We start from the raw sequence: 23,683 nt of genomic DNA on the forward strand, positions 1-23,683 counted from the left end.
CCCGGTATCCGCTCCGGGTTGGGGCCGAGTAAACAGCATGACCCGGCATCGGACCAAACTGTTTCTGTGCGGCGCGGAGTCCGGCGATATGCTTGAACCCCCGCGCATTTTACCCCAGCATCCGGCGGGCGGGGCGCGCGGGACGCCCGGCGTGACATCGACCTTCCGGAAAGCGCGCTCGGACATCATGAACGGCCCTGCCCTGCCCCTGACCGACGATGTCGTCCTGATCGGCGGCGGGCACAGCCACGCCCTGGTCCTGCGCATGTGGGGCATGCGGCCCTTGCCCGGTGCGAGGCTGACGCTGATCAACCCCGGCCCCTCGGCGGCTTACTCTGGAATGCTGCCGGGCCATGTCGCCGGGCACTACCCGCGCGAGGCGCTGGACATCGACCTCGTGCGTCTGGCTCGCTTTGCCGGAGCGCGGCTGATCCTTGGCGCGGCCGAGGGCATCGACCTTGCCGCGCGTGAGGTGCATGTCGCCGGGCGGCCTCCGGTCGGGTTCGACCTCTGCTCGGTGAACGTGGGCGTAACCTCGGAGATGCCGATGCTGCCCGGCTTTGCCGAGCATGGGGTGCCCGCCAAGCCGCTCGGCCCCTTTGCCGCGCGGTGGGAGCGTTTCCTTGCCGCCGGTGGACCGGCGCGCGTTGTGGTCATCGGCGCAGGGATCGCCGGTGTGGAACTGGCGCTGGCCATGGCCCATGCGCTGCGCGACCGCGATGGGGGTGTGACGCTGGTCGACAGCGCCCGCGCGCTCGCCGCGACGGCGCCGCGCGGGCGGCAGCGCCTGCTGGAGGAACTGGAGCGCGCGGGTGTCGACCTGATCGAACAAACCGATGTTGCCGAGGTGACGGCGAATGGGCTGCGGCTTGCCGATGGCGCAGTGCTGGGTGCCGATTTCGTCACCGGGGCCGCAGGCGCCCGGGCGCCCGCGTGGCTGAAGGGAACGGGGCTCACGACCGAGGCGGGCTACCTGACGGTCGACGCCGCGTTGCGCACCAGCGATCCCGCGATCTTCGCGGCCGGGGATTGCGCCAATTTCGCGCCCGACCCGCGCCCCAAGGCCGGGGTCTTTGCTGTGCGCGAGGCGCCGGTCCTGTTCCACAACCTCCGCGCCGCCCTCACCGGCGGGCGGGCCCGGCGCTACAAACCCCAGCAGGATTACCTCAAGCTGGTCTCGCTGGGGCGCAAATCCGCCCTTGCCGACCGATCCGGGCTGGCGCTGGCCGGACCCGCGATGTGGCGCTGGAAGGATCATATCGACCGTACCTTCATGCGCCGGTTTCAGGACCTCGCGCCGATGGCGCCGCCGCCGCTGCCACGGGACCACACGCTCGGCATGGCCGAAGCGCTGGGTGAGAAGCCGATGTGCGGGGGCTGCGGGGCCAAGGTGGGGCGCGAGACGCTGCGGGCCGCCCTCGGCGCCCCTGCGCTGCGCCGTGACGACATCACCCCGCTGCCGGGCGACGATGCCGCACTGATGACGACCGGCGGCGTGCAGCAGGTGATGACCTCGGACCACCTGCGCGCGCTGGTGGACGACCCGGTGACGATGACCCGCATCGCGGCGCATCACGCGCTGGGGGACATCTGGGCCATGGCCGCGCTGCCGCAGGCGGCCACCGCCACGCTGATCCTGCCCCGCCAGTCCGAGGCGTTGCAGGCGCGCCTGCTGCGCGAGATCATGACGACCGCCCGGCAGGTGATGGGCGAGGCCGGGGCCGAGATCGTTGGCGGGCATACTTCCATCGGCGACGAGCTGACCATCGGCTTCACGCTCACCGGGCTCTGCCCGCACCCGCCGGTGACGCTGGCCGGAGCGCGGCCCGGGGACGTTCTGGTGCTGACCAAGCCGGTCGGCAGCGGAACCGTGATGGCCGCCGAGATGCAGCTGAAGGCAAGGGGCGCGTGGGTCGCGGAGGCCCTGCGCCAGATGGATGTCTCGCAGAAGGCGGCCTCGGCCATCCTAGGCGGTGCGCGGGCGATGACAGATGTCACCGGCTTCGGGCTGGCGGGGCACCTGCTGAACATCTGCGAGATGTCGGGTTGCGGCGCGGCGCTGGACCTGTCGGCGGTGCCGCTGATGGAAGGCGCGCTCGCCCTCGCGGCGGAGGGGGTCAGATCGACGCTCTACCCGCAGAACCGCGCGCAGGCGCCCTACCTGCCGGGGCTGGCCGCCCCGGACGACGCCGCGCGGGTCGACCTGATGTTCGATCCTCAGACGGCTGGGGGCCTTCTGGCGGCGGTCGCCCCGGAGGACGCTGGGGCAGTGCTGGCCGCCCTGGTCGACGCGGGCTACCCCGCCGCGCGGATCGGCAGCCTCGTGGACGGACCGGTTGCGATCCGGCTGGCCTGAGCGGCGGCTACCCCGCCGCGCCCTGCATCCCCTCGCCCGGCAGTGCCGCGAACCGGCCCTCGAGCAGCGCCGCGACCTTTCCCGCCGCCGCGTCCAGTTGCGCGGGCATCAGGTCGGGCAGCACGATCCGCTCGGCCGGGTCCCCGCCATGCAGGCGGCGCGACTTGTCGTAGGAGGGGTCGTAATGCTGCTCCATCAGCGCCCGGGTCAGGCCGGGCTTGTCGCCCGCTGCGATCAGGGCGTTCCAGCCGTCGACCACCGCGTGCCCGCGATGGGCGCGCAGGAAGGACAGCTTGTGCTCCATCTGCGCCCCGTCTGACAGGATATCGTCGTAGGCCCGCACGAGGTAGGCCGTGCGCGCCGCGACCGGCGCCTCCACCGCGATGCGCGGCGCGGCCTTCAGCGCCTCCCACACGGCGGGGGGCAGGATGCGTTCGCCGATCTTGCTGCTCTCTGCCTCCACCAGCACCGGCCGGGACGGATCGAGCCCGCAGAGCACCCCGGCGACCCGGGATTCAAAGGCCTTCTGGCTGGGCTGCTGCTCTCCCATCGCGCCCAGCAGAGAGCCTCGGTGCTCGGCGCAGCCTTCGAGGTCGAGCACCTGGACACCGCGCGTTGCCGCCAGTTTGAGGATCTCGGTCTTGGCGGTGCCGGTGTAGCCGTCGAGCGCCACGAAGCGATGCGGCAGCGTCCCGTCGTAGAGCATCGCGTTCACCAGCCTGCGGTAAGTGCGATAGCCACCCTCGATGGCCTCCGAGCGCCAGCCGATCTGCCCCAGCATCCACGCGAAGGACCCGGACCGCTGGCCGCCGCGCCAGCAGTAGACCAGCGGGCGCCAGCCGCCTTCGTGGTGGCTGAGCGACTTTTCGACGTGGTTCGCGGCGTTGCGGAATACCAGCGCCGCACCCAGCTTGCGGGCGAGGAACGGGCTCTGCTGCTTGTAGATGGTACCGACCCGCGCGCGCTCTTCGTTGTCGAGCACGGGGAGGTTGATGGCGCCGGGAATGCGATCCTCGGCGAACTCGGCCGGGCTGCGGACGTCGATGACGGTATCGAAGCCGTGGTCGAGAAGTTGGGACAGGGAGGTGAAAGACAATGCCATACCCTTGTGTAGACGGGGACCGCGCCCGGGAAAAGCGGGTTTGGAGCCGGAGGGCCGCGCGCCGATATCATAAGCATACTTGTCAATTTCCAGCTGCTCGCTCAGGATAAGCGGCATGGAAATCTACACCATGCCCGGCCACCTGATCCGCCGGCTGAACCAGATCTCGACCGGCCTGTTCATGGAACGGATGGCCGACGCCGGGCTTGCCCTGACGCCGGTGCAATTCGCCGCGCTGAACGCGCTGGTGGAGCACAGCGAGATCGACCAGGCGACGCTGGCCGGGCTTGTCGCCTATGACCGCGCGACGCTGGGCAAGGTGGTGGACAAGCTCGAGGCCCGTGGACTGGTGCGCCGCGCCCCCGCGCCCAACGACCGCAGGGCCAAGCAGCTGACCCTGACCGAGGCCGGGCGCGCGCTGTTCGACACCGCCCTGCCCCACGTCCGCGCGATCCAGCCCGAGATGCTGGCGGGCCTCAGCGAGGCGGAGCGCAGGACCTTCCTCGACCTGCTGGACAAGGCGACCCTTGCCGCCAACGACCGCAGCCGCGCCCCGCTCAAGCCAAGAACGGGCTGAGCTATTCCATCTCTCCCAGCGCCTGCAGCAGTGCCGCCCCGGTGCGGATGCCGCCGTGGAAGCAGTCGAGCGTCATGTTCTCGTCCGGCGCGTGGTTCGCGGAATCCGCGTTGGCGTAGGGGGTGACGAAGTTCGGGATGCCGAGGACATCGGTAAAGACGTAACCGGGCAGCGAGCCGAAGCTGATGGGATAGAGCAGCGGCGCCTCGCCAAAACCCCTGGTCAGCGCCTCGCGGATCGGCGCGGCGAAGGGCGAACTCATCGGCGTCCGCGACGGCTTCATCCCCATCTTCTCGCCGACCAGCTCCACCTCGGGGGCGTGACGCGCGACATGGGCGGCGACCTTGGCCATCACGTCATCGGGCTCCTGCCCGGGCACGAGGCGGATGTCGCACTTGGCAAAGGCCTCGCAGGGCAGCACCGTCTTGCTGCCGGGGCCGCCATAGCCGCCGTGCAGCCCGTTGATCGTGAGGGTCGGGCGGAAGCTCAGGCGGTCGAAGAAGGGAATGTCCTGCGGCGCGTCGAGACGGGTCAGCCCGAGGTCGCGCATGTAGGCGTCACGGTCCAGCGGCAGCGCGGCGACCGCGGCCCGTTCTTCCGCAGTTGGCGGAACGATCCCGTCATGCAGCCCCTCGATGGTGATCTCGCCCGCGGCGTTCTTCATGGTGCCGAGCAGATGCACCAGCGTCCAGAGCGGGTTCGGCACCACCCCACCGTAGTTGCCCGAGTGCACGTCGCGCCGCGCATGGCGCACGCGCAGTTCGAACGAGACCACCCCGCGCGAGCCGAAGACCAGCGTCGGCTTGCCCGAGGGATGCAGCGGACCATCGGCGGTGACGGCAAGATCGGCCCGCAGGAGGTCGCGGTTCTCGGCCACGAAGCCTGCGAGGTTGGGGCTGCCGATCTCCTCCTCGCCCTCCAGCAGGAACACGAGGTTGCAGGGCAGTTCGCCGCGCACCTTTAGATGCGCCTCCACCGCGAGGATCTGGGCAATGTGCTGGCCCTTGTTGTCGGCGACGCCCCGCGCGTAGAGGCGCCCGTCGCGGACCTCCGGCGTGAAGGGAGGCGAGGTCCAGAGGTCGACCGGATCGGCGGGCTGGACGTCGTAATGCCCGTAGAGCAGCACCGTCGGCTTGCCCGGCGCGGCGTCGTGGCGGGCGACGATCATCGGATGCCCCGCGGTGGGGAGGACCGAGGTCTCGAGGCCCAGGTCCCGCAGCATGTCGGCCAGCAGCCCGGCCACCTCGGCGATCCCGACATTCTCGGCGCTGATGCTCGGATGGCTCAGGTAATCGGAGAGGCGGGCGACGTAATCGTCGCGCTGTGCGTCGATATGGGCGAGAACGGCGGAGAGATCGGAAGGCATGGGCAGGTGTCCGGGACAGCGGGGGGTTCGGCGCACCCTAACCTCTCGCGATCCGGGGGAAAACCGGCGATCGGTGGCGCGGTCAGGCCTCGAAGGGCTCGATCAGCTCCTCGCCCTCGGCCCGGTTGGAGTTGACCTTCGGATCGACGCGGTACCAGTCCAGCACCCCTTCGGCGCCGGGCTCCATCAGCCGCGCCGCGCCCTTGCCCTCCTCACCGAGCCAGAGCGCCCAGTCGTCGGGTTCGAGGATCAGCGGCATCCGGTGGTGGATAGCCGACATGGCCGTATTGGCCGCGGTGGTGACGATGGCGCAGGTTTCCTGCGGATCGTCCTTGCCCCAGCTCTGCCAGATACCGGCGAATGCGATGGGCGCGCTGTCCTCGCGAAAGATGTACCACGGCAGCCGGTTGCCCGCGGTGTCCTTGGTCCATTCGTAAAAGCCCGTCGCCGGGATCAGGCAGCGCCGTTCGCGGCAGGCCGCGCGAAAGGCGGGTTTCTCGGCCAGCGTCTCGGCGCGGGCATTGATCAGCAGCGGCCCCGAGGTCTCTTCCTTGTACCAATGCGGCAGGAACCCCCAGCGCATCGAGACGAGGTTGCGCCCGCTCTCGCCGCTCCGGATGACATGCACCTGCGTGGTCGGGCAGACGTTGAAGTTGGGAACCGCCGGCAGCGCGTTCGCGGGGCGCGCGGCAAAGAGCTGCGCCATCGCATCGGGTGGCAGGGTGATGGCATAGCGTCCGCACATGGCGGCGATGCTAGCGCAACGTCGCCGCGTTGCAAGCGCGCGTCAGATTGCCGGACGCACGGCCTCCTGCGCCACGAGGGCCGAGATGCTCGCCACCAGCTGCTCGCTGACGAAAGGCTTTGGCAGGCAGATGGTGCGCGAGGTGACGCCGAGGCCCGGCGCACGATTGAGATCGTCCGCCAGCACCACCGAGGGCACCCCGAAGCGGCAGAGCTCGCCCACCAGCGCGGTCACCAGCCCCTCCCCGAGATCGGGGTCGAGCACGGCAAGCGTGATCTGGGAGGGATCGAGGAACAGGCCCTCGGGCGCAATGCCCTCTTCATACACGCTTACGACGTATCCAAGCTCGCTCAGGGCCGCTTCCACGTCCAGAGCGACGACCGCATCACTGATCGCTGATATGGCCACCGGCGCACCGGTAGGTCTGTGTATCATCATGGTAATCTGCGATGTCCCTGAAACCGCCGAAGCCCTGGGAACGGCCGGCGGCCGTCGTGCTTCTGAACCGCTCAAGTATCATCAGGCTTCAACATCTTAGGCAAGCCGTAATCGTCGGGCCACCGCAAATAAGTCGTTGAAACGCCGAAATGTCGGGAATGCGGGCGGAGAACCGCCCGCATCCTGCCAAACGCACCGGAACCCGGTGAAATGGGGGCCTCACTTCTTGGTGATGCGCCCGTCGGTATAGGGTTTGTAGGGCGCGTTCGCGGCCAGGTACTCGGCGGTGACATCGGCGAGATCGGGCCCGAAATCATAGGCTTTCTCGGCGCCCGAGAACATCTTGTAGCCGTCGCCGCCGGTGCGGACGTAGTTGTTGGTGACCACGAGATAGGTCTTGGCCGGGTCGATCGGCACCCAGCTGTCGCCTTCCATCACCATCACGTCCGACACCCGCTTGCCGGGCTCGGCGGCGCCGTCGAAGGTGTACTTGAGGCCCGCGACCTGGGCAAAGCGCCCGGCGGTGTCCTCGAGCTGGCTCACTCCGTTTTCCAGCGCCTCGACGATGGTCGAGCCCGGGGTTTCGAAGGTCGAGAGCGTGTTCTGGAACGGCAGCACCGTCAGCACCTCGCCCATCGTCACCTCGCCCGCGTCGATCGAGGCGCGCAGCCCGCCGCCGTTGGCGATGGCGATGGTCACGCCCTGGTCCTTGACGCGGTCGAGCATGGCGTCGGCGACGAGGTTGCCCATGGCGCATTCGCCGGTCCGGCAGGCGTTCTTGTCGCCGTCGATGGCTTCGGCGGACTCGGCCACCACCTTGTTGCGGATTTCCTCCAGCGGCTTGGCCGCCTCGGCGATGCGCGCCTTGACCGCCTCGTCCTCGGACACCGCCGCATCCATGATGATCGGCTCGCCCTCGGCCTTGGTGACGTTGCCGTCATCGTCGAAGGTCACGTTCAGCTCGCCCAGGAACTTGCCGTAGGCATAGGCCGAGACGATGGCGGTGCTGCCCACCATGGTCGGATAGGGGCCTTCGGCCTTGTCCGAGGTGTTGGAGAGGAAGGTGTTGGTGTGCCCGCCCACGATCACGTCGACACCAGTGGTGTTCTCGGCGACGCGCTGGTCGACCTTGTAGCCCGAGTGGGACAGCACGATGATCTTGTTCACGCCCTCGGCGGTCAGCTTGTCGACCTCGCCCTGCACGGCATCCACCGGGTCGGTGAAGATGATGTTGGGCCCGGGGCTCGCCAGTTCGTCGGTGTCCTGCGGGGTCAGGCCGATCAGGCCGATCTTCTCGCCGTTCTTCTCGATCACGGTGGACTTCATCAGCGCGTCCGACAGCAGCTTCTCGCCGCTGACGTCGGCGTTCGACATCAGGACCGGGAAATCGACCGCATCCATGAAGCCGCGCAGAACCTCGGGGCCGTCGTCGAATTCGTGGTTGCCCACGGTCATCGCGTCGTAGCCCATCTTGTTCATCATCTCGGCGGCGAGCTTGCCCTTGTAGTAGGTGTAGAACAGCGTGCCCTGGAACTGGTCACCCCCGTCCACCAGCAGCGAATTCCCGGACCGCGCCCGCGCGTCCTCGATGGCGGTCATCAGGCGGGCGGAGCCGCCGAAACACTTGCCCTCGGCATTGTCCTCTGCCCCGCAGCCGCTGTCGTACTTGCTGATCGGCTCGAAGCGCGCGTGGAAGTCGTTGGTGTGCAGGATGGTCAGCGAGTAGTCGGCGGCGGCAGTCCCGGCGGTGAGGCCCAACGCGGCAACGGTGGACAGGAATCGGTAAATCATGGCAACTCTCCCGGTTGTGTTATCCGGCTCATGGGAGCCGTTTTTCCCTCACGAGTCAAAGCATACCGCGGGGAAGCGCCGGGCGCGCGCACCCTACCCGCTTCTTTGGGTTGCAAGTATCCCGGGGAGTGTGAGGGGCTGGCCGCTCACTCCGACTGTGCCGCCTCCAGCGCGGGCAGGATGGTCTCCCGCAGCACCCGCTCGGTGATCGGTCCGGCAAAGCGCAGCCGCACGGTGCCGTCGCCGTCGATCACGTAGGTCTCGGGCACGCCGTAGACCCCCCAGTCGAGCGCGGTGCGCCCGCTGCTGTCTGCGCCGAGCGCGGTGAAGGGGTCGCCCAGTTCCTCGAGGAACCCGAGCGCCTTCTCCGGATCGTCCTTGTAGTTGATCCCGTAGATCTTCACCCCGTCCTCCGACAGGGCCTCGAGGTTCGGATGCTCGGCCCGGCAGGGCGCGCACCAACTGGCCCAGTAGTTCACCAGCTTCACCTCGCCGTCGCGCAGGGTGCTGTCGTCGAAGGGTACCTTGCCTTGCATCTCGGTGATCTGCAGCGGCGGCGCCGTGCGCCCGACCAGCGTGGAGGGCAGCGCCTCGGGGTCGTCGCGGAACATGCCGACCGCCACCACCGCCACGAAGCCGAGGAAGATCAGCGGCGGCGCGATCATCAGGGGCGAAATCCTAGCCATTGCGCTGCATCCTTCGTTCGACCTGTTCCATCTCGGCCCGCACCCGGCGGCCGCGCCAGACGGTCAGGGCCACCAGCACCGCCAGCAGCCCCAGCGAGGCGCCGTAGGCCGAGATCACCGTGACCGCGTATTTCCCGAGATCGGGCATCATGCCCCTGCCCTTTCCCGCGCCATCAGCGCCCGGATCCGCCGCGACCGGATCTCGGTGCCGGTCCGGTACAGCACGAGGGCGATGAACAGCAGCACGAAGCCGACGATGCAGACCATCAGGGGCACGAAAAAGACGTTGCTGACCTTCTCCTCGGTATCGCTGCCCGTGATCGCGGCGGCGCGCATCACCGAGGCGCCCTGGTGCAGCCCCTGGTTCCAGAAGTTCACCGCGTAGCGCGACAGGATCGCGAAGACCGAGCCGACGAGGCAGAGGACAGACGTGAGGTCCGCCGCCGTGTCCGGGTTGTCGATGGCCTCCCACAGGGCCATATAGCCGAGGTAGAAGAGGAACAGGATGAGGAACGAGGTCAGCCGCGGATCCCAGGCCCACCAGGTGCCCCACATCGGCTGGCCCCAGATCGCGCCGGTGACAAGGGCGATCACCGTCATCGTCGCGCCCACCGGAGCGGCGGCCCGCGCGGCCAGCGCGCTTACGTGATGGCGCCGCACCACCCAGATCAGCGAGGCGACCAGCATCATCAGCCAGCCGTTGATCGCCATCAGCGCGGCGGGCACGTGCAGGTAGATGATCTTGACGGTCGAACCCTGCCGGTAGTCGTCCGGCGTAAAGAAGAATCCCCAGACCAGTCCGACCGCGATGCAGGCAAGGGATACCGCCCAGACATAGGGCAGCACCCGCTCTGACGTGGTCAGGAACTTCTTAGGATTGGCGTATTCCCACAGCGACATGACAGCTATCTATCCGCTCCACCCGGCCACGACAATTCACATCCCCTAGCGCAGATTGACGCGCAGGACGGCAGCGCTGGCAAAGGGCAGCAGCGCGGCGGTTCCAAGGGTGATCCCGGCCAGCATCAGCAGCGGCGTCGCCAGCTCCATCCCCGCCGCGCCCCGTCGCGCCACCTCGGCGCCGAAGATCAGGGTCGGCACGTAGAGCGGCAGAACCAGCAGCGACAGCAGCAGCCCGCCCCGCTTGAGCCCGACGGTCAGTGCGGCGCCGAAGGTCCCCACCACCGAGAGCGCGGGCGTGCCGAGCGCGAGGGACACCACCAGCCAGAGATAGCCCGGCCCCGGCAGGCTCAGCAGCACGCCCAGCACCGGCGCGGCCAGCACCAGAGGCAGGCCCGTGGTGAGCCAGTGGGCCAGCGCCTTGACGCTCACCGCCGCCTCCAGCGGCAGCGGCGCGGTGGCCAGCAGGTCGAGCGTGCCATCCTCCCAGTCGAGCGCCAGCAGGCGGTCGAGCGACAGGAGGCAGGCCAGCAGCGCCCCGAGCCACAGCACCCCCGGCGCGATGGTCGAGAGCAGGTCGGACTGCGGTCCGACGCTGAAGGGCACCAGGACGGTGACGATCAGGAAGAAGGCAAGGCCCAGCCCGAAGCCGCCCCCGGCGCGGAAGGCGAGCTTGAGGTCGCGGACCAGCAGCGCCCTCACGTGAAGGCCCCGTCGAAATCGTCGAGCGCCGGGAGGGTGGCGCGGAACGGGGCGAGGTCCAGCACTTCGGCGTCGAGCCCGAGGTCGATATGCGTCGCGATCAGCGCGCTGCCGCCGCGTTTCAGGTGATCGCGCACCGCCCCGGCGAACATGGCGACGGCGGACGTGTCGAGCGAGACGGTCGGCTCGTCGAGAATCCAGATCGGCCGCCCGGTCACCAGCAGCCGCGCCAGCCCGAGCCGACGCTTCTGACCGGCCGAGAGCGATCCGGCGGGCCGCTCTGCGAGGCCGTGGAGATCGTAGGCCTCCAGCGCCGCATCGATGGTCCCGGCGCCGAAGATGCGGGCCCAGAACTGCAGGTTCTCGGTGACCGTCAGCGTCGGTTTGAGCCCGTCGGAATGCGCCGCGTAGGCCACCCGCTCGTCCGCGCCTTCGATCAGCCCGTGCAGGGGCGGTTGCAGGCCCGCCAGCGTGCGCAGCAGGGTCGTCTTGCCGATCCCGTTCGGCCCCCGCAGGATCAGCGCCTGTCCCGGTTCCAGCGCAAAGGACAGGTTGTCCAGCACCGGAAGACCGCCGCGGGCAATGGCAAGATCCTGGACACGCAACATCATGTCTGCCGGATAACCGATTGGCCCCGGGTGAAAAAGAAAAAACGCGCGGGGGGGAGGCTCGGGGGCCTGTGCTGCGACGATATCGAACCGGAACAAACTGGCATACCCGACCTTGCCCCTCGTCGAGGCGCCTGATGTCGGTGATGGCGCCCCTAGGCGGAGCCTGTAAATCTTGATGAAGAATCGGCAGCAAGATGTTGGCGGAAAAGGGCGCTCAACGCCCGACGACATTGAGAATACCGCCTGAAAGTCGACTAACCGCCCAAGCTGCGTATTAGGCTCCCCCCGCCCTCAGACCGGCAGCAGGGCCAATGCCACGCGGCGTCCTTCGGACAGCAGAACGTTGTAGGTCCGGCAGGCGGCGGGGGAGGTCATGGCCTCGACGCCGACTCCGGCGTCCTCGACCGCCTGACGCAGGGGGGCGGGCACATGCGCCACCTCGGCCCCGGTGCCGACGAAGAGCACGTCGATCTGCCCCGCCAGAGCCACCAGCGAGGCCACGTCGTCGTAACCGGCCCAGGCGCGTGTGCCGGAGGGGCCGGAGATCACCGCGCCCTCGAACACGGCCCCGCCGATGCGGAAGAAGCCGGGGCCATAGCCCTCGACGGGCCGGGCATCGTTGAAGGTCACTTCGTTGAGGCGCATGGGGTCTCTCCCGGTGTCAGGATCTCAGTGCCAGACCGGCAGGCCCAGAATGGCAGAGGTGGCGATGATGCCGTAGGCGACGGCGCGGAACTGCCGCTCGGACCCGAGGCCGAAGAGTCGGCCGCCGAGCAGGTTCGCGACCATGTATGGCACGGAGAACACCAGACCCGCAACGACCGGACCCGTTTCCATCAGCCCGTAGGCGGCCAGCGTGGCGATCAGCAGCAGGTCGATGAAGGTCAGGAACAGCAGGAGGTTGGCGCGGATCGCCGCGATGGAGAGGCTGGAGGCCATGTAGAACATGATCACCGGCGGACCGGCGATGCCCACCGCCCCGCCCAGCACGCCCGAGAGGGCCCCTGCCCCGGCGACCAGCGGCGGCGTCAGCGTTCCGTGGTACCGCCAGCCCCGCATCAGCGCGGCCAGCACGCCGAGCACCACGAGCGAGACCAGCCAGTTGAAGAAGATCGGCGACATGTGCGAGAGCGCCAGCACCCCAAGCGGCATGGCGATGGCGGCACCAAGGCTCAGGCGCACGAGGTCGCCGCGGTTCGCGTTGTGGAGCGCGCCGGGGATGTTGGGCAGCGGCCCAAGCAGTTCGGCCATTGTGAGGAAGGTGAGTGCCCCGACCGGCCCGAGGACGGTTCCGGCGACCGGCATGATTATCATTGCCGCCCCGAAACCGGAAAAGCCGCGGACGATGCCCGCGACCACGACGGCCAGGAGGAGCCAGCCCAGGCCCTGAATTTCCAGGACCTGGGAAAGGATGTCAGGCATCAATGTTGGCGAACTGGTTGCCGGCGTTGTTGTCCGGCTTGCTCCAGTCGCGCTTGACCCCCAGGAACAGCAGCACCGGCGAGGCGATGAAGATCGAGGAGTAGGTCCCGACCACGATGCCCCAGATCATCGCGAAGACGAAGCCGCGGATCACGTCGCCGCCCAGCACGATCAGCGCGATCAGCGCCAGCAGCGTGGTGAGCGAGGTCATAGTGGTCCGGCTCAGCGTCTCGTTTATCGAGAGGTTCAGGACCTCTTTCAGCGGTGTCTTCTTGAACTTGCGCAGGTTCTCCCGCACGCGGTCGAACACCACCACGGTATCGTTCAGCGAGTAGCCCACGATGGTCAGCAGCGCCGCGATGATGGCGAGGTCGAACTTGATCTGCAGTTCGGAGAAGATGCCGATGGTTAGAACCACGTCGTGGATCAGCGCCACCACGGCGCCCACGGCGAACTGCCATTCAAAGCGCAGCCAGACGTAGATCAGCACCGCGCCGATGGCGAGGGCGACGGCCTGCACGGCGGTCCAGATCAGCTCGCCCGAGACCTTCGGGCCGACGGATTCGACCGACACGAACTTGATGTCGGGAGCGACCGTCTTGAGCGCCTCTTCCACCTGCTGGATCAGCTCGCTGGTGACCGCTTCCTCGTCGTCCTGCGCCTGGATGCGGATCATCGCGACGTGCTGGTCGGCGCGGAAGCTCGGGTCGAAGACCTCCGAGATCAGCACGTCCCCGAGGCCGAGGCCGGAGAGCGCGTCGCGGTAGGCGCCCACGTCCATCTCCTGCGTGCTCTCGGTGCGGATGGTGGTGCCGCCCCGGAAGTCGATGCCGTAGTTCAGGCCACGGACCCCGAAGGAGATGAAGCTGAGAACGATGAGGACCAGCGAGATCCCGAACCACAGCTTCCAGCGGCCGAAGAAATCGATCTTGGTATCGTCGGGTACAAGTCTCAGACGCATGTCAGACCTCGATTGTCTTGGGACGGCGGCGTTCGAACCAGATCACGATCATCAGCCGGGTCACGAAGATCGCGGTGAAGACCGAGGTCAGGATGCCGAGGCCGAGGGTGATGGCAAAGCCGCGCACCGGCCCGGACCCCATGACAAAGAGGATCACAGCGGTGATGAAGGTGGTGATGTTGGCGTCGATGATCGCCGACAGGGCGCGCTCGTAGCCGAGGGTGATGGCGCGGGCCGGGCCCTTGGCCGTCTTCAGTTCCTCGCGAATACGTTCGAAGATCAGCACGTTGGCGTCCACCGCCATACCCACGGTCAGCACGATCCCCGCGATACCGGGCAGAGTGAGCGTGGCCCCGAGGACCGACAGCGCCGCGAACATCAGCACGATGTTCAGGATCAGCGCGATGTTGGCGAAGAGACCGAACAGGCCGTAGCTGAGGAACATAAAGAGCAGCACGGCGGCAAAGGCCACGGCGGTTGCCACCTTGCCGGCCTCGATGCTGTCCTGCCCCAGTTCCGGCCCGATGGTCCGTTCCTCGAGGAAGTTCAGCTCGGCCGGAAGCGCACCGGCGCGCAGCAGCACGGCGAGGTTGGTGCTCTCCTCGACGGTGAAGTTGCCGGTGATGATGCCGGACCCGCCGGGGATATGGCTCTGGATCACCGGGGCCGAGATGACCTCGTTGTCGAGCACGATGGCGAAGGGCTGGCCGATGTTGTCGCGGGTGTAGTCGCCGAACTTGCGCGCGCCCGTGGTGTCGAACCGGAAGCTGACCGCCGGGCGGCCGTTCTGGTCGAAGGAGGGCTGCGCATCGACCAGCTCGTCGCCGCTGACGACCGGGCTGGTCTCGATGGTATAGTAGAGCCCCTGCTCGTCCATTGACGGGATGACGGCGTTGCCGACACCGGCGCGGGCGTCCGGATCGGAGCCGCGCGAAACCACGGGGTTGAACGTCAGCCGTGCGGTGGTGCCGATGATGCTCTTGAGTTCGGTGGCGCTGCCGACGCCCGGCACCTGGATCAGGATGCGGTTGTCGCCCTGGCGCTGGATCGTGGGCTCGCGCGTGCCGACCGCGTCGATCCGGCGGCGGATGATCTCCAGCGCCTGGCGCACGGTGCGGTCGTCGGAGGCCAGCTTCTCGGCCTCGGTCAGCCTGATCGAGATGACGTCGCCGTTGGCCGAGGCTTCGATGTCCTTGGCACCCGGGGTCGAAAGCGACTGGATCGGCTCGGCGAGGCCGCGCACGGTGGCGAGCGCCTGCTCGATGCCTTCGGGCTTGCCGATGCGAACCTGCAACTCGCCCTCGGGCGCGTTCACACGCTGGACGCCGCCGATCGTGTCACGGTCGCCCTTGAGCGCGTCGCGCACCACCGGCCAGAGCGCGTCCATGCGGGTCTGATAGACCTCCTGGACCTGCACTTCTGCCAGCAGATGCGCACCGCCGCGCAGGTCGAGACCCAGATTGACGAGATTGGAGGGCAGCCATTCGGGCCACTGCCCGGCCTTCTCGCGAAGATCCGGGGTTTCCCCCGTCTTCTCGATGGCAGCCAGGGCGTCGTTGTGTCCCTCGACCTTCGTGTAGAAGACGTTGGGCATGGCGAAGACCAGACCGGCAAGGCATACCAGCCAGATCAGCGCCCGCTTCCAAGTGTCGATATGCAGCATTGCCCTGCCTTCTCGTTCTGGGACAGGACAGGCTTACTTTGCCGGCTCGGTCTTGCTCATCACCGTGGCGATGGTGGACTTGACGACGCGGACCTTCACGCCCTCGGCGATCTCCAGTTCGACTTCGCCGTCTTCCTTGACCTTGGACACCTTGCCGATGATGCCACCCTGGGTCACCACCAGGTCGCCACGTCGCAGCGCTTCGACCATGGCCTGATGTTCCTTGACCTTTTTCTGCTGGGGACGGATCAGCAGGAAGTACATGATCGCGAAGATCAGGATGAGAGGGAGAAACTGGCCAAGAGCGCCAACATCCATGTGGTGTTCCTTTTCGTCGATTGTGCGCCCGTGCGGGCGTGGTCAGGGGGCTGGTTACCGAGGTCCGTCTGACAGGCCCCTCGAGATTTTGGCGGAACCTATGCTTTGAGGGGGGGCTTTGCAAGGCGGATAGGGGCAGAGTTCTTGCCCCGACCGGCCCCGGGCGCCCGGCCGCGCCGGGTGCGGGGATCAGGCCCCTACCACATCCGACCCACTTCGGGCATAAGGCGGCCCGAACGACTCGTGTAAACAAGGACCAACTCCAATGCATGACATCCGCGCCATCCGGGAAAACCCCGCCGCCTTCGACGCCGCACTTGCGCGCCGTGGGGACGCGCCGGTGTCGTCGGAGATCCTTGAGCTCGACAGCCAGCGCCGCGCGCGCATCCAGGCGTCTGAAGAGGCGCAGGCCGAGCAGAACCGCGCCTCCAAGGACGTCGGTGCCGCCAAGGCCAAGGGCGACGATGCCGAGTTCGAGCGCCTGCGCGCGCTCGTGGCCGAGAAGAAATCCGAAGTCGCGGCCATGCAGGCCGAGGCCAAGGAACTGGACGCCAAGCTGATCGACATGCTGGCCCGCATCGCCAACGCCCCCGCCGCCGACGTGCCGGACGGGGCCGACGAGAATGACAACGTCGAAGTGCGCAAGTGGGGCGAGCCGAAGAGCTTCGCCTTCGCGCCCAAGGAGCACTACGAGATCGCGGGTGTCGCCGCCTCGATGGATTTCGAGCTGGCCGCCAAGATCTCCGGCGCGCGCTTTGTCATGCTGAAGGGCGCGGTTGCCCGCATCCACCGGGCGCTGGCGCAGTTCATGATCGACACCCATGTCGACCAGAACGGCCTGACCGAGATGAACTCGCCCGTGCTGGTGCGCGACGAGGCGATGTACGGCACCGACAAGCTGCCGAAGTTCGGCGACGACAGCTACCAGACCACCAACGGCTGGTGGCTGGTGCCGACCTCCGAGGTGCCGCTGACCTACACGGTCGCCGACGAGATCCTCGAGGCTGCCGCCCTGCCGATCCGGATGACCGCGCACACCCTCTGCTTCCGCTCGGAAGCGGGCAGCGCGGGCAAGGACACGGCCGGCATGCTGCGCCAGCACCAGTTCGAGAAGGTCGAGATGGTCTCGGTCACCCATCCCGACGAGAGCGACGCCGAGCAGCAGCGGATGCTGAAATGCGCGGAAGGAATCCTCGAGGCGCTGGGGATTCCCTATCGCACCGTGATCCTCTGCACCGGCGACATGGGCTTTGGCGCGCGCCGCACCTTCGACATCGAGGCGTGGATCCCCGGCCAGAACACCTATCGCGAGATCTCCTCGGTCTCGACCACGGGCGATTTCCAGGCCCGCCGGATGAACGCGCGCTTCCGTCCCGAGGGCGGCGGCAAGCCGGAGTTCGTGCACACCCTCAATGGCTCGGGCCTCGCCGTGGGCCGCTGCCTGATCGCCGTGCTGGAGAATGGCCAGCGCGAGGATGGCTCGGTGGAACTGCCGGAGGCTCTGGGGCGTTACCTTGGCGGTAACACGATCCTGACCTCCGAAGGCAAACTCGAGTGACAGACGAAAGACGGCCATCCCTGATGGCAATTCTGGTCCTTCTGGCCGCGCTGGCTTTCGCCAGCGCGCCTTTTTTCGTGACCAGTTTTGCCGGTTTCCGCCCCGACCAGTTCCCGGTTCCGCAGATTGACCCGCCGGTACAGCCTGCGGGCTATGCCTTTGCCATCTGGGGCGTGATCTATCTCTGGCTGATCGTCAGCGCCGGTTTCGGCGTCTGGGCGCGCGGGTCGATGCCCGACTGGGAGCCGATGCGCCCTGCCCTAGCTCTGTCGGTTGGCGTCGGCGTCGCATGGCTGCCGGTCGCGGTGCTGAGCCCCATCGCGGCGACGGTGTTGATCTGGCTGATGCTGGTCACGGCGCTGCGCGCGCTCGAAAAGGCCCCGGCGCTGGATCACTGGCTGGCGCGCGCGCCGGTCGGGCTCTACGCCGGTTGGCTCACGGCCGCAGCCAGCGTGTCGGTCGGGTTGCTGCTGGCGGGCTATGGCATCACCGACGAGATCCCGGCTGCCGTCATCGGGCTGTTGCTGGCGCTGGTGATCGCGCTGCGCACGCTGCGCCGTGTGCCTGCCAGTGGCGTCTATGGGCTGGGAGTTACGTGGGCGCTGGTCGGTGTGGTCGTCGCGGACATCTCGGGCGCCTTCGGCATCGCCGTTCTGGCGGGCATCGCGGCGATCTTGACGCTGGTCATGTCGCTGCCGCGCCTGAAAGCGACGGGCCGGTAATCCCGGCCCGCCGGTTTAGGTAGAAAGACCTACTTCTTCTTTTTCTTGGCTTTTTTGGACTTGGCTGGGCTCTTGTCGGCCTTGGCCTTCTTGGTGTCCTTGTCGGCCTTCTTCTTGGATTTGCCCGACGTCTTTTCGGACTTGGACTTTTCCGCCTTCACCTTCTTCTTCGGGGCCTTCTCCGCCTTCTTCTTGGACGGTTTCGCCTTCTTCTTCACGGCAGGCGCCTCGACGGGCGCGGCCTCGGGTGCGGCGGCTTCGACGGGCTCAGTCAGGGCAACGGACGCGGCGGGCTTGGCCGCCTTCAGCGTCGGTTTCGGGCGCGGCGTGGCGGCAGGTTTGGCCGGGGTGGCGGGAGCGCTGCCAATCAGCGCCTTGGCTGCCTCGATCAGAACGGGTGCGCGCAGGAGCGCGATGCGTGGAACATTGGTTAATTCCCCCGGCGTGGTCGCGGCGACCGCCTCTGCCGAGCCGTAGCCGTGCTGTTGCAGAACTTCGGCCAGTGCCGGCCCGATTCCGGGGACTTTCGTGAGTGGTGTCATGCTCCATCCTTTGCGTTCGGATCGTCTCGTTGCACCTGGCGCCTGAAACGCCGGGCGGTGTTCGACGGAGCCTACATCACGGGAATACGGATTGTATATACATTTGTTATACTTTTGTGTTGCCGCCTGCCCCATTGCCAAAAGCAACAGCGCCCCCGGTGTCGGAGGCGCTGTCAAATGGGCAGGACGCGGCTGTGCTGACGCTTGAGGCGCCGCTCAGGCCTCGACCGGGACGCGGTTCTGCGACTTCGGGAAGGGCACCAGGCGGTTCTGGTCCTCGTCCCAGAGCTTCAGGTTCAGCGCGGCCACGGCCTCGGGAAACTTGATGCGGCGCGGGGCGACATCGTCGGGCAGCGCATAGTGGCAGCGGCGCAGGCGATAGCTCGGGATGCGGGCGTTGAAGTGGTGGATGTCATGCAGCGTGATGTTCGCCACCATGAAATCGAAGAACCACCCGAAATCGAGGCAGGACGAGCCCTGGATCGCCGCGATCTGCGGGTCGAGGTCGGGGCGGCGATCCCAGTAGGTGTCTTCGAAGTTGTGCTGCAGGTAGACGAGGAAGACGCCGATCATGCCGCCGAGGAAGCTTGCGCCCAGCCAGACCAGTACGCCGGTCCAGTCGAACAGCCAGTAGAGCAGCGCGAGGTAGGCCACGATGACGACGTTGTGCAGGATGACCTTGCCCGCGCCGAAGCGGACCGCGTTCTTGGGCCAGCGGTAGCGGATGAAATAGGTGAAGGCCGACCCGACGGGCACCAGCACGAAGGGATTGCGGTAGAGGCGATAGACCAGCCGGTCCCAGAACCCCGCCTCGTTCCATTCGCGCAGCGTCATGGTGTGGATTTCGCCGGTCTCGCGGTGTTCGAGATTGCCGATGTTGGCGTGATGCAGGTTGTGATTCTGCTTCATCACCTCGAAGGGCGCGAAAGTGAAGGGCGACAGCACATGGCCCGCGATCTCGTTCTGGCGGCGGGTCTCGAACAGCGAATGGTGCCCGGTGTCATGCTGGAGCACATAGAGCCGCACGGCCGAGAACGCGTGCACCAGCACCATCGGGGCCAGGATCCACCATGTGCCGACATAGGTGATCGCAAAGTAGAGCGACGTGAAATAGACCGCGAAAGTCCCGAAATAGCTGAGCGAGGCCAATGCGTTGTTCTTCTCGACGTATTGGCGCGTATGTTCCCGAAGATTCATTTTCGATCCCGATGGCCCTGAGTTTCGATCATCCCGATCTAGCGGCGGCTGGATAGTTCATATTTGTAATGTTTTTTTAATATCTTTCAATCGTGCGAACGATCTACGGCGGAGTGTTTCCCATTTCCAGCGCATTTTCCGCCTGCGGTAAAGCACACGCGCAACGCGAGAGCAGCCCGCACAAATCGCCGGTCAGGACAGCAAAACGGCGGGAGTGGAATTCTCCCGCCGTCTATCGTGCCAACCCTTCGGGCCGGAAGTATTCTAGCCCCGACGCCCCTCGGTGTGCTTGCGCAACCGGCTTGGCGTGCTTTTCTTCTTGGCCTTGTAGGGGTTCTTGTCGCTCTGGGACCGCATGTGCAGCCGGATCGGCGTGCCGGGCATGTCGAAATCCTCGCGCAGCCCGTTGACCAGGTACCGCGAATAGCTGTCGGGAACCTTGTCAGGGTGCGAGCACATCACCACGAACCCCGGCGGCCGGGTCTTGGCCTGGGTCATGTAGCGCAGCTTGATCCGCTTGCCCTGCGGCGCCGGGGGCGGGTGCTGTTCCAGCATGCCCGAGAGCCAGCGGTTCAGCTGGGCGGTGGTCACCCGGCGGTTCCATACCTCGTAGGCGCGCATGATCGCATCATGCAGCCGGTCGAGCCCCCTGCCCGTCCGGGCGGACACGGTGACCAGCGGCGCGCCGCGCAGCTGCGGCAGCAGCCGTTCGAAGGCTTCCTTGAGGTCGCGCAGTTTTTCCTGCTTTTCCTCTTCGAGGTCCCACTTGTTCACCGCGACCACCACGCAGCGGCCTTCGCGCTCGGCGAGGTCGGCGATGCGCAGGTCCTGCTGTTCAAAGGGAATCGCCGCGTCGAGCAGCACCACCACGACCTCGGCGAACTTCACTGCGCGCAGACCGTCGCTGACCGAGAGCTTTTCGAGCTTTTCCTGCACCTTGGCCTTGCGGCGCATACCGGCGGTGTCGAACAGGCGCATCGGCGTGCCGTCCCACTCGACCTGCAGCGAGATGGAATCACGGGTGATCCCTGCCTCGGGGCCGGTCAGCAGACGGTCGTCGCCGAGAATCTTGTTGATCAGCGTCGACTTGCCCGCGTTGGGGCGCCCGATAACCGCCACCTGCAGCGGCTTGGCCTTGGTCGGGACCGGCGCGCCCTCGGCGGCCTCGTCCTCGTCCACCTCGTCCGAGAGCTCCACGTCGATCTCGGGGGCGTCCTCTTCCGCCTTCTCCTCGAAGGCATCCGCGATCGGCATCAGTTGGGAGTAGAGTTCGTTCAGCCCCTCGCCGTGCTCGGCCGAGAGCCGGACCGGCTCGCCCAGACCAAGCGAATAGGCATCGAGCACACCGGCATCCGCCGCCCGGCCCTCTGCCTTGTTGGCGGCGAGAATCACGTGGGCCGAGCGTTTGCGCAGGATTTCGGCAAAGATTTGGTCGGTCGGGGTGATCCCGGTGCGAGCATCCACCATGAAGAGGCAGATGTCGGCCATGTCCACCGCGCGCTCTGTCAGGCGGCGCATACGTCCCTGCAGGCTGTCGTCGTTGGCATCCTCGAGGCCCGCGGTGTCAATCACCGTAAAGCGCAGGTCACCCAGCCGTGCCGCGCCTTCGCGCAGGTCACGGGTGACCCCGGGCTGGTCGTCGACCAGCGCCAGCCTCTTTCCGACGAGGCGGTTGAACAATGTGGATTTGCCCACGTTGGGGCGGCCCACGATGGCTAGGGTAAAGGACATGACCTTGACGCTTCCGCTAAACAGATGCGCCGTCTACCGCATTCGGCGCTCAACGGAAAGCGTACAAATCACCGGCCGTGCTGACAACGTAGAGCGTGCCATTCGCGACAACGGGGCCTGTCGTCGCTCCGTCGGGGATTTCGACGGAGGAGAGCAGCCGCCCGTCCTGCGGCGAGAAGAAGCGCAGGAAGCCGTCGTTCGAGGCCACGACAAGGCGTCCGCCAGCGAGGACAGGGCCGTAGTGGGCAAAGATCGCCGCCCGCTTGCGCGGCTTGGCCTTGACGAAGTCCGGCAGGTCATGCGCCCAGATGGTCTCACCCGTGCTGGCGCTGAGACGGAGAAGTTGGTTGTTGTCGGAGACGGCAAAGATGCTGTCCCCCGCGGGCCAGACCGGGCCCATCGTGCCCTGCCGCGCGCTCCAGATCATGGTGCCATCGCCGGCATCCAGCGCCGCGATGCGGCCCGAGTGGTTGCCCGCGTAGATGGTGTTGCCCACGACGACCGGGCTGCCGGTCACGTCGCTGATGCGGCTCGACACGCGGCCGGTGCGCTGACCGGCCACCATCGCCTGCCAGCGGACAAGGCCGCCCTGACGGAACACGCCGAGAATTTCGCCCGAGCCGAAGGCAAAGACCACGAACTTGTTGGCCAGCACCGGCGCGGGCGCGCCCAGCACGTTGGCGATGCTCGGGGCCACGTCGGCGCGCCATGCGATGGTGCCGTCCGAGGCCTTGATGGCCCAGCCGGTGTCATCGCCCGCCACGAGGTAGACGAAGCCGCCCGAGACCAGCGGCGTACCACTGCCCGTGGCGTCGAGTTTTTGGGTCCAGCGCACCTGCCCCGTCCGCGCGTCGATTGCGCTGAGGCGCCCGAAGCCGGTCGAGACGTAGAGCACGCCGTTGTCATAGGCCATGCCGCCGCCAGTGGCCTGATCCTTGGAATCGGTCGCCGGGGTCAGGTCGGTCTGCCAGGCCAGCTGACCCGCAGGGGTCACGGCCGAGACCTGGGCACTGCTGTCCAGTGTATAGATCAGCCCGCCTGCCACCACCGGATCGGCGGTGATGCGGCCGCGCCGGCCGTCACCGGCACCGATGTTCACTTTCCACAGGCGCTGCGTCGCAGCGCCGAGGCGCGCGTTGGCCACACGGTTCGCGGCGGTGCCGGGCGATTGCGCCCAGGTGGCGTTGCCGACCTGCGCGGGAAGCTGGATGGGCCGGCTCTGGTTGTTGTCCGCGTCGGGCGCACGTTCGAGCGGGGTGCCTGCCAGCGACGGGCGGATGTCCTCGCGCTGACCGATCAGGACGACTTCCTTCTCGGCACAGGCCGTCATCATCAGAAGAGCGCAGCCGCCCAGGGCGACCCCGAGGCGAGTGGAAAGAAACGATGCGATCATAACGTCTTGCCTGTCCTCAAACACCAATGGCTGGCTTCCGGCCGGGCCGCGCCTGCCCCTCGCGGGGCGGGTGGCGCTAGCCCTGCGATCCGGGCACAGCTTCCGGTTTGCCTCCAAGCGCAACAATTGCTTGCGTTGCGCGTTGTTTCAAGTCCGAGGTGGTCTCAGCGTCCTGCAGGATTTCCTGATACTTGGCGATTGCCGCCTCGGTGTCGTCCTGTTCCAGCGAGAGCAGCGCCAGCTGCTCCTCGGCCAGCATCCGCAGCGGGTTGCCCGGCTGAGCCAGCGCCTGCAGCCCGGTGCGACGCTCGTCGATGGTGCTCTCGTCGCCAGCCTGCAGGATCAGCGCCTTGAAGCTGGCGATCTGGCGGTAGATCTCGGGAATTTCGCCATTCACGGCGATGGCGTTCAGCGTGGCCACGGCAGAGCTGGTGTTCCCCGCCTCTGCCTGTGCGGCGGCCAGCGAGAACTCGACCACGGCGTTGCCGCCCGGGGACTCGGCGGTCACGGTCGAAAGCTCGGCGGCGCGGCCTGCTGCGTCGTTGGCCTGCAGCGCAGTGGTGATGCTGTCGCCCAGCGCCTCGGCGGCCTGGCGGTTCTGCGCGGCGCTGTATTCCTTGTAGGCGGCCCCGCCGACGATGGCGACAATCGCGACCGCGGCGATCCAGCCATAGCGCCGGAACATCGCGAACAGCCTGTCCCGGCGGACCTCCTCGGTCACCTCGTCGATGAAACTGTCACTATCGCTCATGATCCGCCCTTGACTGCAGCTCGAATTTTATTGGCGAAACCGCCGGTTACACCCGCGTCTGCAGGCATCTCCGCCCCCCAGTTCCGGGCAAAGCTGCCCCCTCTTAGCGCGCATGGCGGCGCAAGCCAAGTGGATGCGCAAATGCGACAGG

At 67.2% G+C, this 23,683-nt stretch carries 24 protein-coding genes; 4 read left to right on the forward strand and 20 right to left on the reverse strand.

The genetic code is table 11. From position 1 onward, the window contains the following. Positions 1-187 precede the first annotated feature (187 nt). Complete coding sequence (selD, locus tag DDT93_RS22875; protein ID WP_109468282.1) at positions 188-2,356, forward strand: selenide, water dikinase SelD; 2,169 nt, start codon at positions 188-190, stop codon at positions 2,354-2,356. A 7-nt stretch (positions 2,357-2,363) separates the two neighbouring features. Here selD and mnmH read toward each other — a convergent pair whose 3' ends face one another. Beyond that, positions 2,364-3,458 (reverse strand): tRNA 2-selenouridine(34) synthase MnmH, encoded by a 1,095-nt coding sequence (gene mnmH / locus DDT93_RS22880; RefSeq protein WP_109468283.1) that lies wholly within the window; start codon positions 3,456-3,458, stop codon positions 2,364-2,366. Between the two features lie 115 nt (positions 3,459-3,573). Between mnmH and DDT93_RS22885 the strand changes: the two genes are divergently transcribed. Continuing rightward, a complete protein-coding gene (locus DDT93_RS22885; RefSeq protein WP_109468226.1) occupies positions 3,574-4,035 on the forward strand; it encodes a MarR family winged helix-turn-helix transcriptional regulator in 462 nt (153 codons plus the stop codon). Between the two features lies 1 nt (position 4,036). On the opposite strand, the gene DDT93_RS22890 is transcribed toward DDT93_RS22885, so the two are convergent. The 14 genes from DDT93_RS22890 to yajC all read right to left on the reverse strand — a co-directional run bounded on the left by DDT93_RS22890 (position 4,037) and on the right by yajC (position 15,638). Further along, positions 4,037-5,401 (reverse strand): M20/M25/M40 family metallo-hydrolase, encoded by a 1,365-nt coding sequence (locus DDT93_RS22890; RefSeq protein WP_109468227.1) that lies wholly within the window; start codon positions 5,399-5,401, stop codon positions 4,037-4,039. An 82-nt stretch (positions 5,402-5,483) separates the two neighbouring features. Next, on the reverse strand, positions 5,484-6,146 hold the full coding sequence (locus DDT93_RS22895; RefSeq protein WP_109468228.1) for an SOS response-associated peptidase: 663 nt from the start codon (positions 6,144-6,146) through the stop codon (positions 5,484-5,486). A 42-nt stretch (positions 6,147-6,188) separates the two neighbouring features. Next, entirely contained in the window at positions 6,189-6,581 is a 393-nt protein-coding gene (locus DDT93_RS22900; protein ID WP_157960263.1) for a hypothetical protein, read from the reverse strand. A gap of 222 nt (positions 6,582-6,803) precedes the next feature. Further along, on the reverse strand, positions 6,804-8,375 hold the full coding sequence (locus tag DDT93_RS22905) for a bifunctional metallophosphatase/5'-nucleotidase (protein WP_109468230.1): 1,572 nt from the start codon (positions 8,373-8,375) through the stop codon (positions 6,804-6,806). A gap of 146 nt (positions 8,376-8,521) precedes the next feature. Further along, entirely contained in the window at positions 8,522-9,061 is a 540-nt protein-coding gene (locus DDT93_RS22910; RefSeq protein WP_109468231.1) for a DsbE family thiol:disulfide interchange protein, read from the reverse strand. Continuing rightward, positions 9,054-9,212, reverse strand: coding sequence for a heme exporter protein CcmD (gene ccmD, locus DDT93_RS22915; protein WP_198654945.1), 159 nt, complete (start codon positions 9,210-9,212; stop codon positions 9,054-9,056). Before ccmD ends, DDT93_RS22910 begins: the two co-directional genes overlap by 8 nt. Then, complete coding sequence (locus tag DDT93_RS22920) at positions 9,209-9,961, reverse strand: heme ABC transporter permease (protein WP_109468232.1); 753 nt, start codon at positions 9,959-9,961, stop codon at positions 9,209-9,211. The genes ccmD and DDT93_RS22920 overlap by 4 nt, the downstream gene beginning before the upstream one ends. A 45-nt stretch (positions 9,962-10,006) precedes the next feature. Next, entirely contained in the window at positions 10,007-10,663 is a 657-nt protein-coding gene (gene ccmB, locus DDT93_RS22925; protein WP_109468233.1) for a heme exporter protein CcmB, read from the reverse strand. After that, entirely contained in the window at positions 10,660-11,274 is a 615-nt protein-coding gene (ccmA, locus tag DDT93_RS22930; RefSeq protein WP_109468234.1) for a heme ABC exporter ATP-binding protein CcmA, read from the reverse strand. Before ccmA ends, ccmB begins: the two co-directional genes overlap by 4 nt. A gap of 291 nt (positions 11,275-11,565) precedes the next feature. Beyond that, on the reverse strand, positions 11,566-11,919 hold the full coding sequence (locus DDT93_RS22935; protein WP_109468235.1) for an Mth938-like domain-containing protein: 354 nt from the start codon (positions 11,917-11,919) through the stop codon (positions 11,566-11,568). 24 nt (positions 11,920-11,943) lie between these two features. After that, the gene (locus tag DDT93_RS22940; RefSeq protein ID WP_109468236.1) at positions 11,944-12,696 is read right to left on the reverse strand and encodes a TSUP family transporter; all 753 of its coding nucleotides are present in this window, start codon (positions 12,694-12,696) and stop codon (positions 11,944-11,946) included. Beyond that, the gene (secF, locus tag DDT93_RS22945) at positions 12,689-13,657 is read right to left on the reverse strand and encodes a protein translocase subunit SecF (RefSeq protein ID WP_109468237.1); all 969 of its coding nucleotides are present in this window, start codon (positions 13,655-13,657) and stop codon (positions 12,689-12,691) included. The genes DDT93_RS22940 and secF overlap by 8 nt, the downstream gene beginning before the upstream one ends. Position 13,658: 1 nt before the next feature. Then, positions 13,659-15,320 (reverse strand): protein translocase subunit SecD, encoded by a 1,662-nt coding sequence (gene secD, locus DDT93_RS22950; RefSeq protein ID WP_109468238.1) that lies wholly within the window; start codon positions 15,318-15,320, stop codon positions 13,659-13,661. A gap of 33 nt (positions 15,321-15,353) precedes the next feature. Further along, positions 15,354-15,638, reverse strand: coding sequence for a preprotein translocase subunit YajC (yajC, locus tag DDT93_RS22955; protein ID WP_109468239.1), 285 nt, complete (start codon positions 15,636-15,638; stop codon positions 15,354-15,356). Positions 15,639-15,903: 265 nt separating this feature from the next. Here yajC and serS point away from each other — a divergent pair, with 265 nt between their 5' ends. Then, the gene (serS, locus tag DDT93_RS22960) at positions 15,904-17,196 is read left to right on the forward strand and encodes a serine--tRNA ligase (RefSeq protein ID WP_109468240.1); all 1,293 of its coding nucleotides are present in this window, start codon (positions 15,904-15,906) and stop codon (positions 17,194-17,196) included. A 23-nt stretch (positions 17,197-17,219) separates the two neighbouring features. Then, complete coding sequence (locus tag DDT93_RS22965) at positions 17,220-17,918, forward strand: hypothetical protein (protein ID WP_109468241.1); 699 nt, start codon at positions 17,220-17,222, stop codon at positions 17,916-17,918. A gap of 29 nt (positions 17,919-17,947) precedes the next feature. Here DDT93_RS22965 and DDT93_RS22970 read toward each other — a convergent pair whose 3' ends face one another. From DDT93_RS22970 to DDT93_RS22990, 5 genes are all read right to left on the reverse strand, one after another. Then, positions 17,948-18,460, reverse strand: coding sequence for a helix-hairpin-helix domain-containing protein (locus DDT93_RS22970; RefSeq protein WP_109468242.1), 513 nt, complete (start codon positions 18,458-18,460; stop codon positions 17,948-17,950). Positions 18,461-18,676: 216 nt separating this feature from the next. Further along, a complete protein-coding gene (locus DDT93_RS22975; protein ID WP_109468243.1) occupies positions 18,677-19,657 on the reverse strand; it encodes a fatty acid desaturase in 981 nt (326 codons plus the stop codon). A 264-nt stretch (positions 19,658-19,921) separates the two neighbouring features. Beyond that, entirely contained in the window at positions 19,922-21,388 is a 1,467-nt protein-coding gene (gene der, locus DDT93_RS22980) for a ribosome biogenesis GTPase Der (RefSeq protein ID WP_109468244.1), read from the reverse strand. A gap of 49 nt (positions 21,389-21,437) precedes the next feature. Continuing rightward, positions 21,438-22,781, reverse strand: coding sequence for a PQQ-like beta-propeller repeat protein (locus DDT93_RS22985; protein WP_109468245.1), 1,344 nt, complete (start codon positions 22,779-22,781; stop codon positions 21,438-21,440). Between the two features lie 76 nt (positions 22,782-22,857). Beyond that, complete coding sequence (locus DDT93_RS22990; protein WP_109468246.1) at positions 22,858-23,532, reverse strand: tetratricopeptide repeat protein; 675 nt, start codon at positions 23,530-23,532, stop codon at positions 22,858-22,860. Between the last annotated feature and the right edge of the window lie 151 nt (positions 23,533-23,683).

The organism is Albibacillus kandeliae (assembly GCF_003116585.1).
In the GTDB taxonomy this organism is placed as follows: domain Bacteria; phylum Pseudomonadota; class Alphaproteobacteria; order Rhodobacterales; family Rhodobacteraceae; genus Albibacillus; species Albibacillus kandeliae.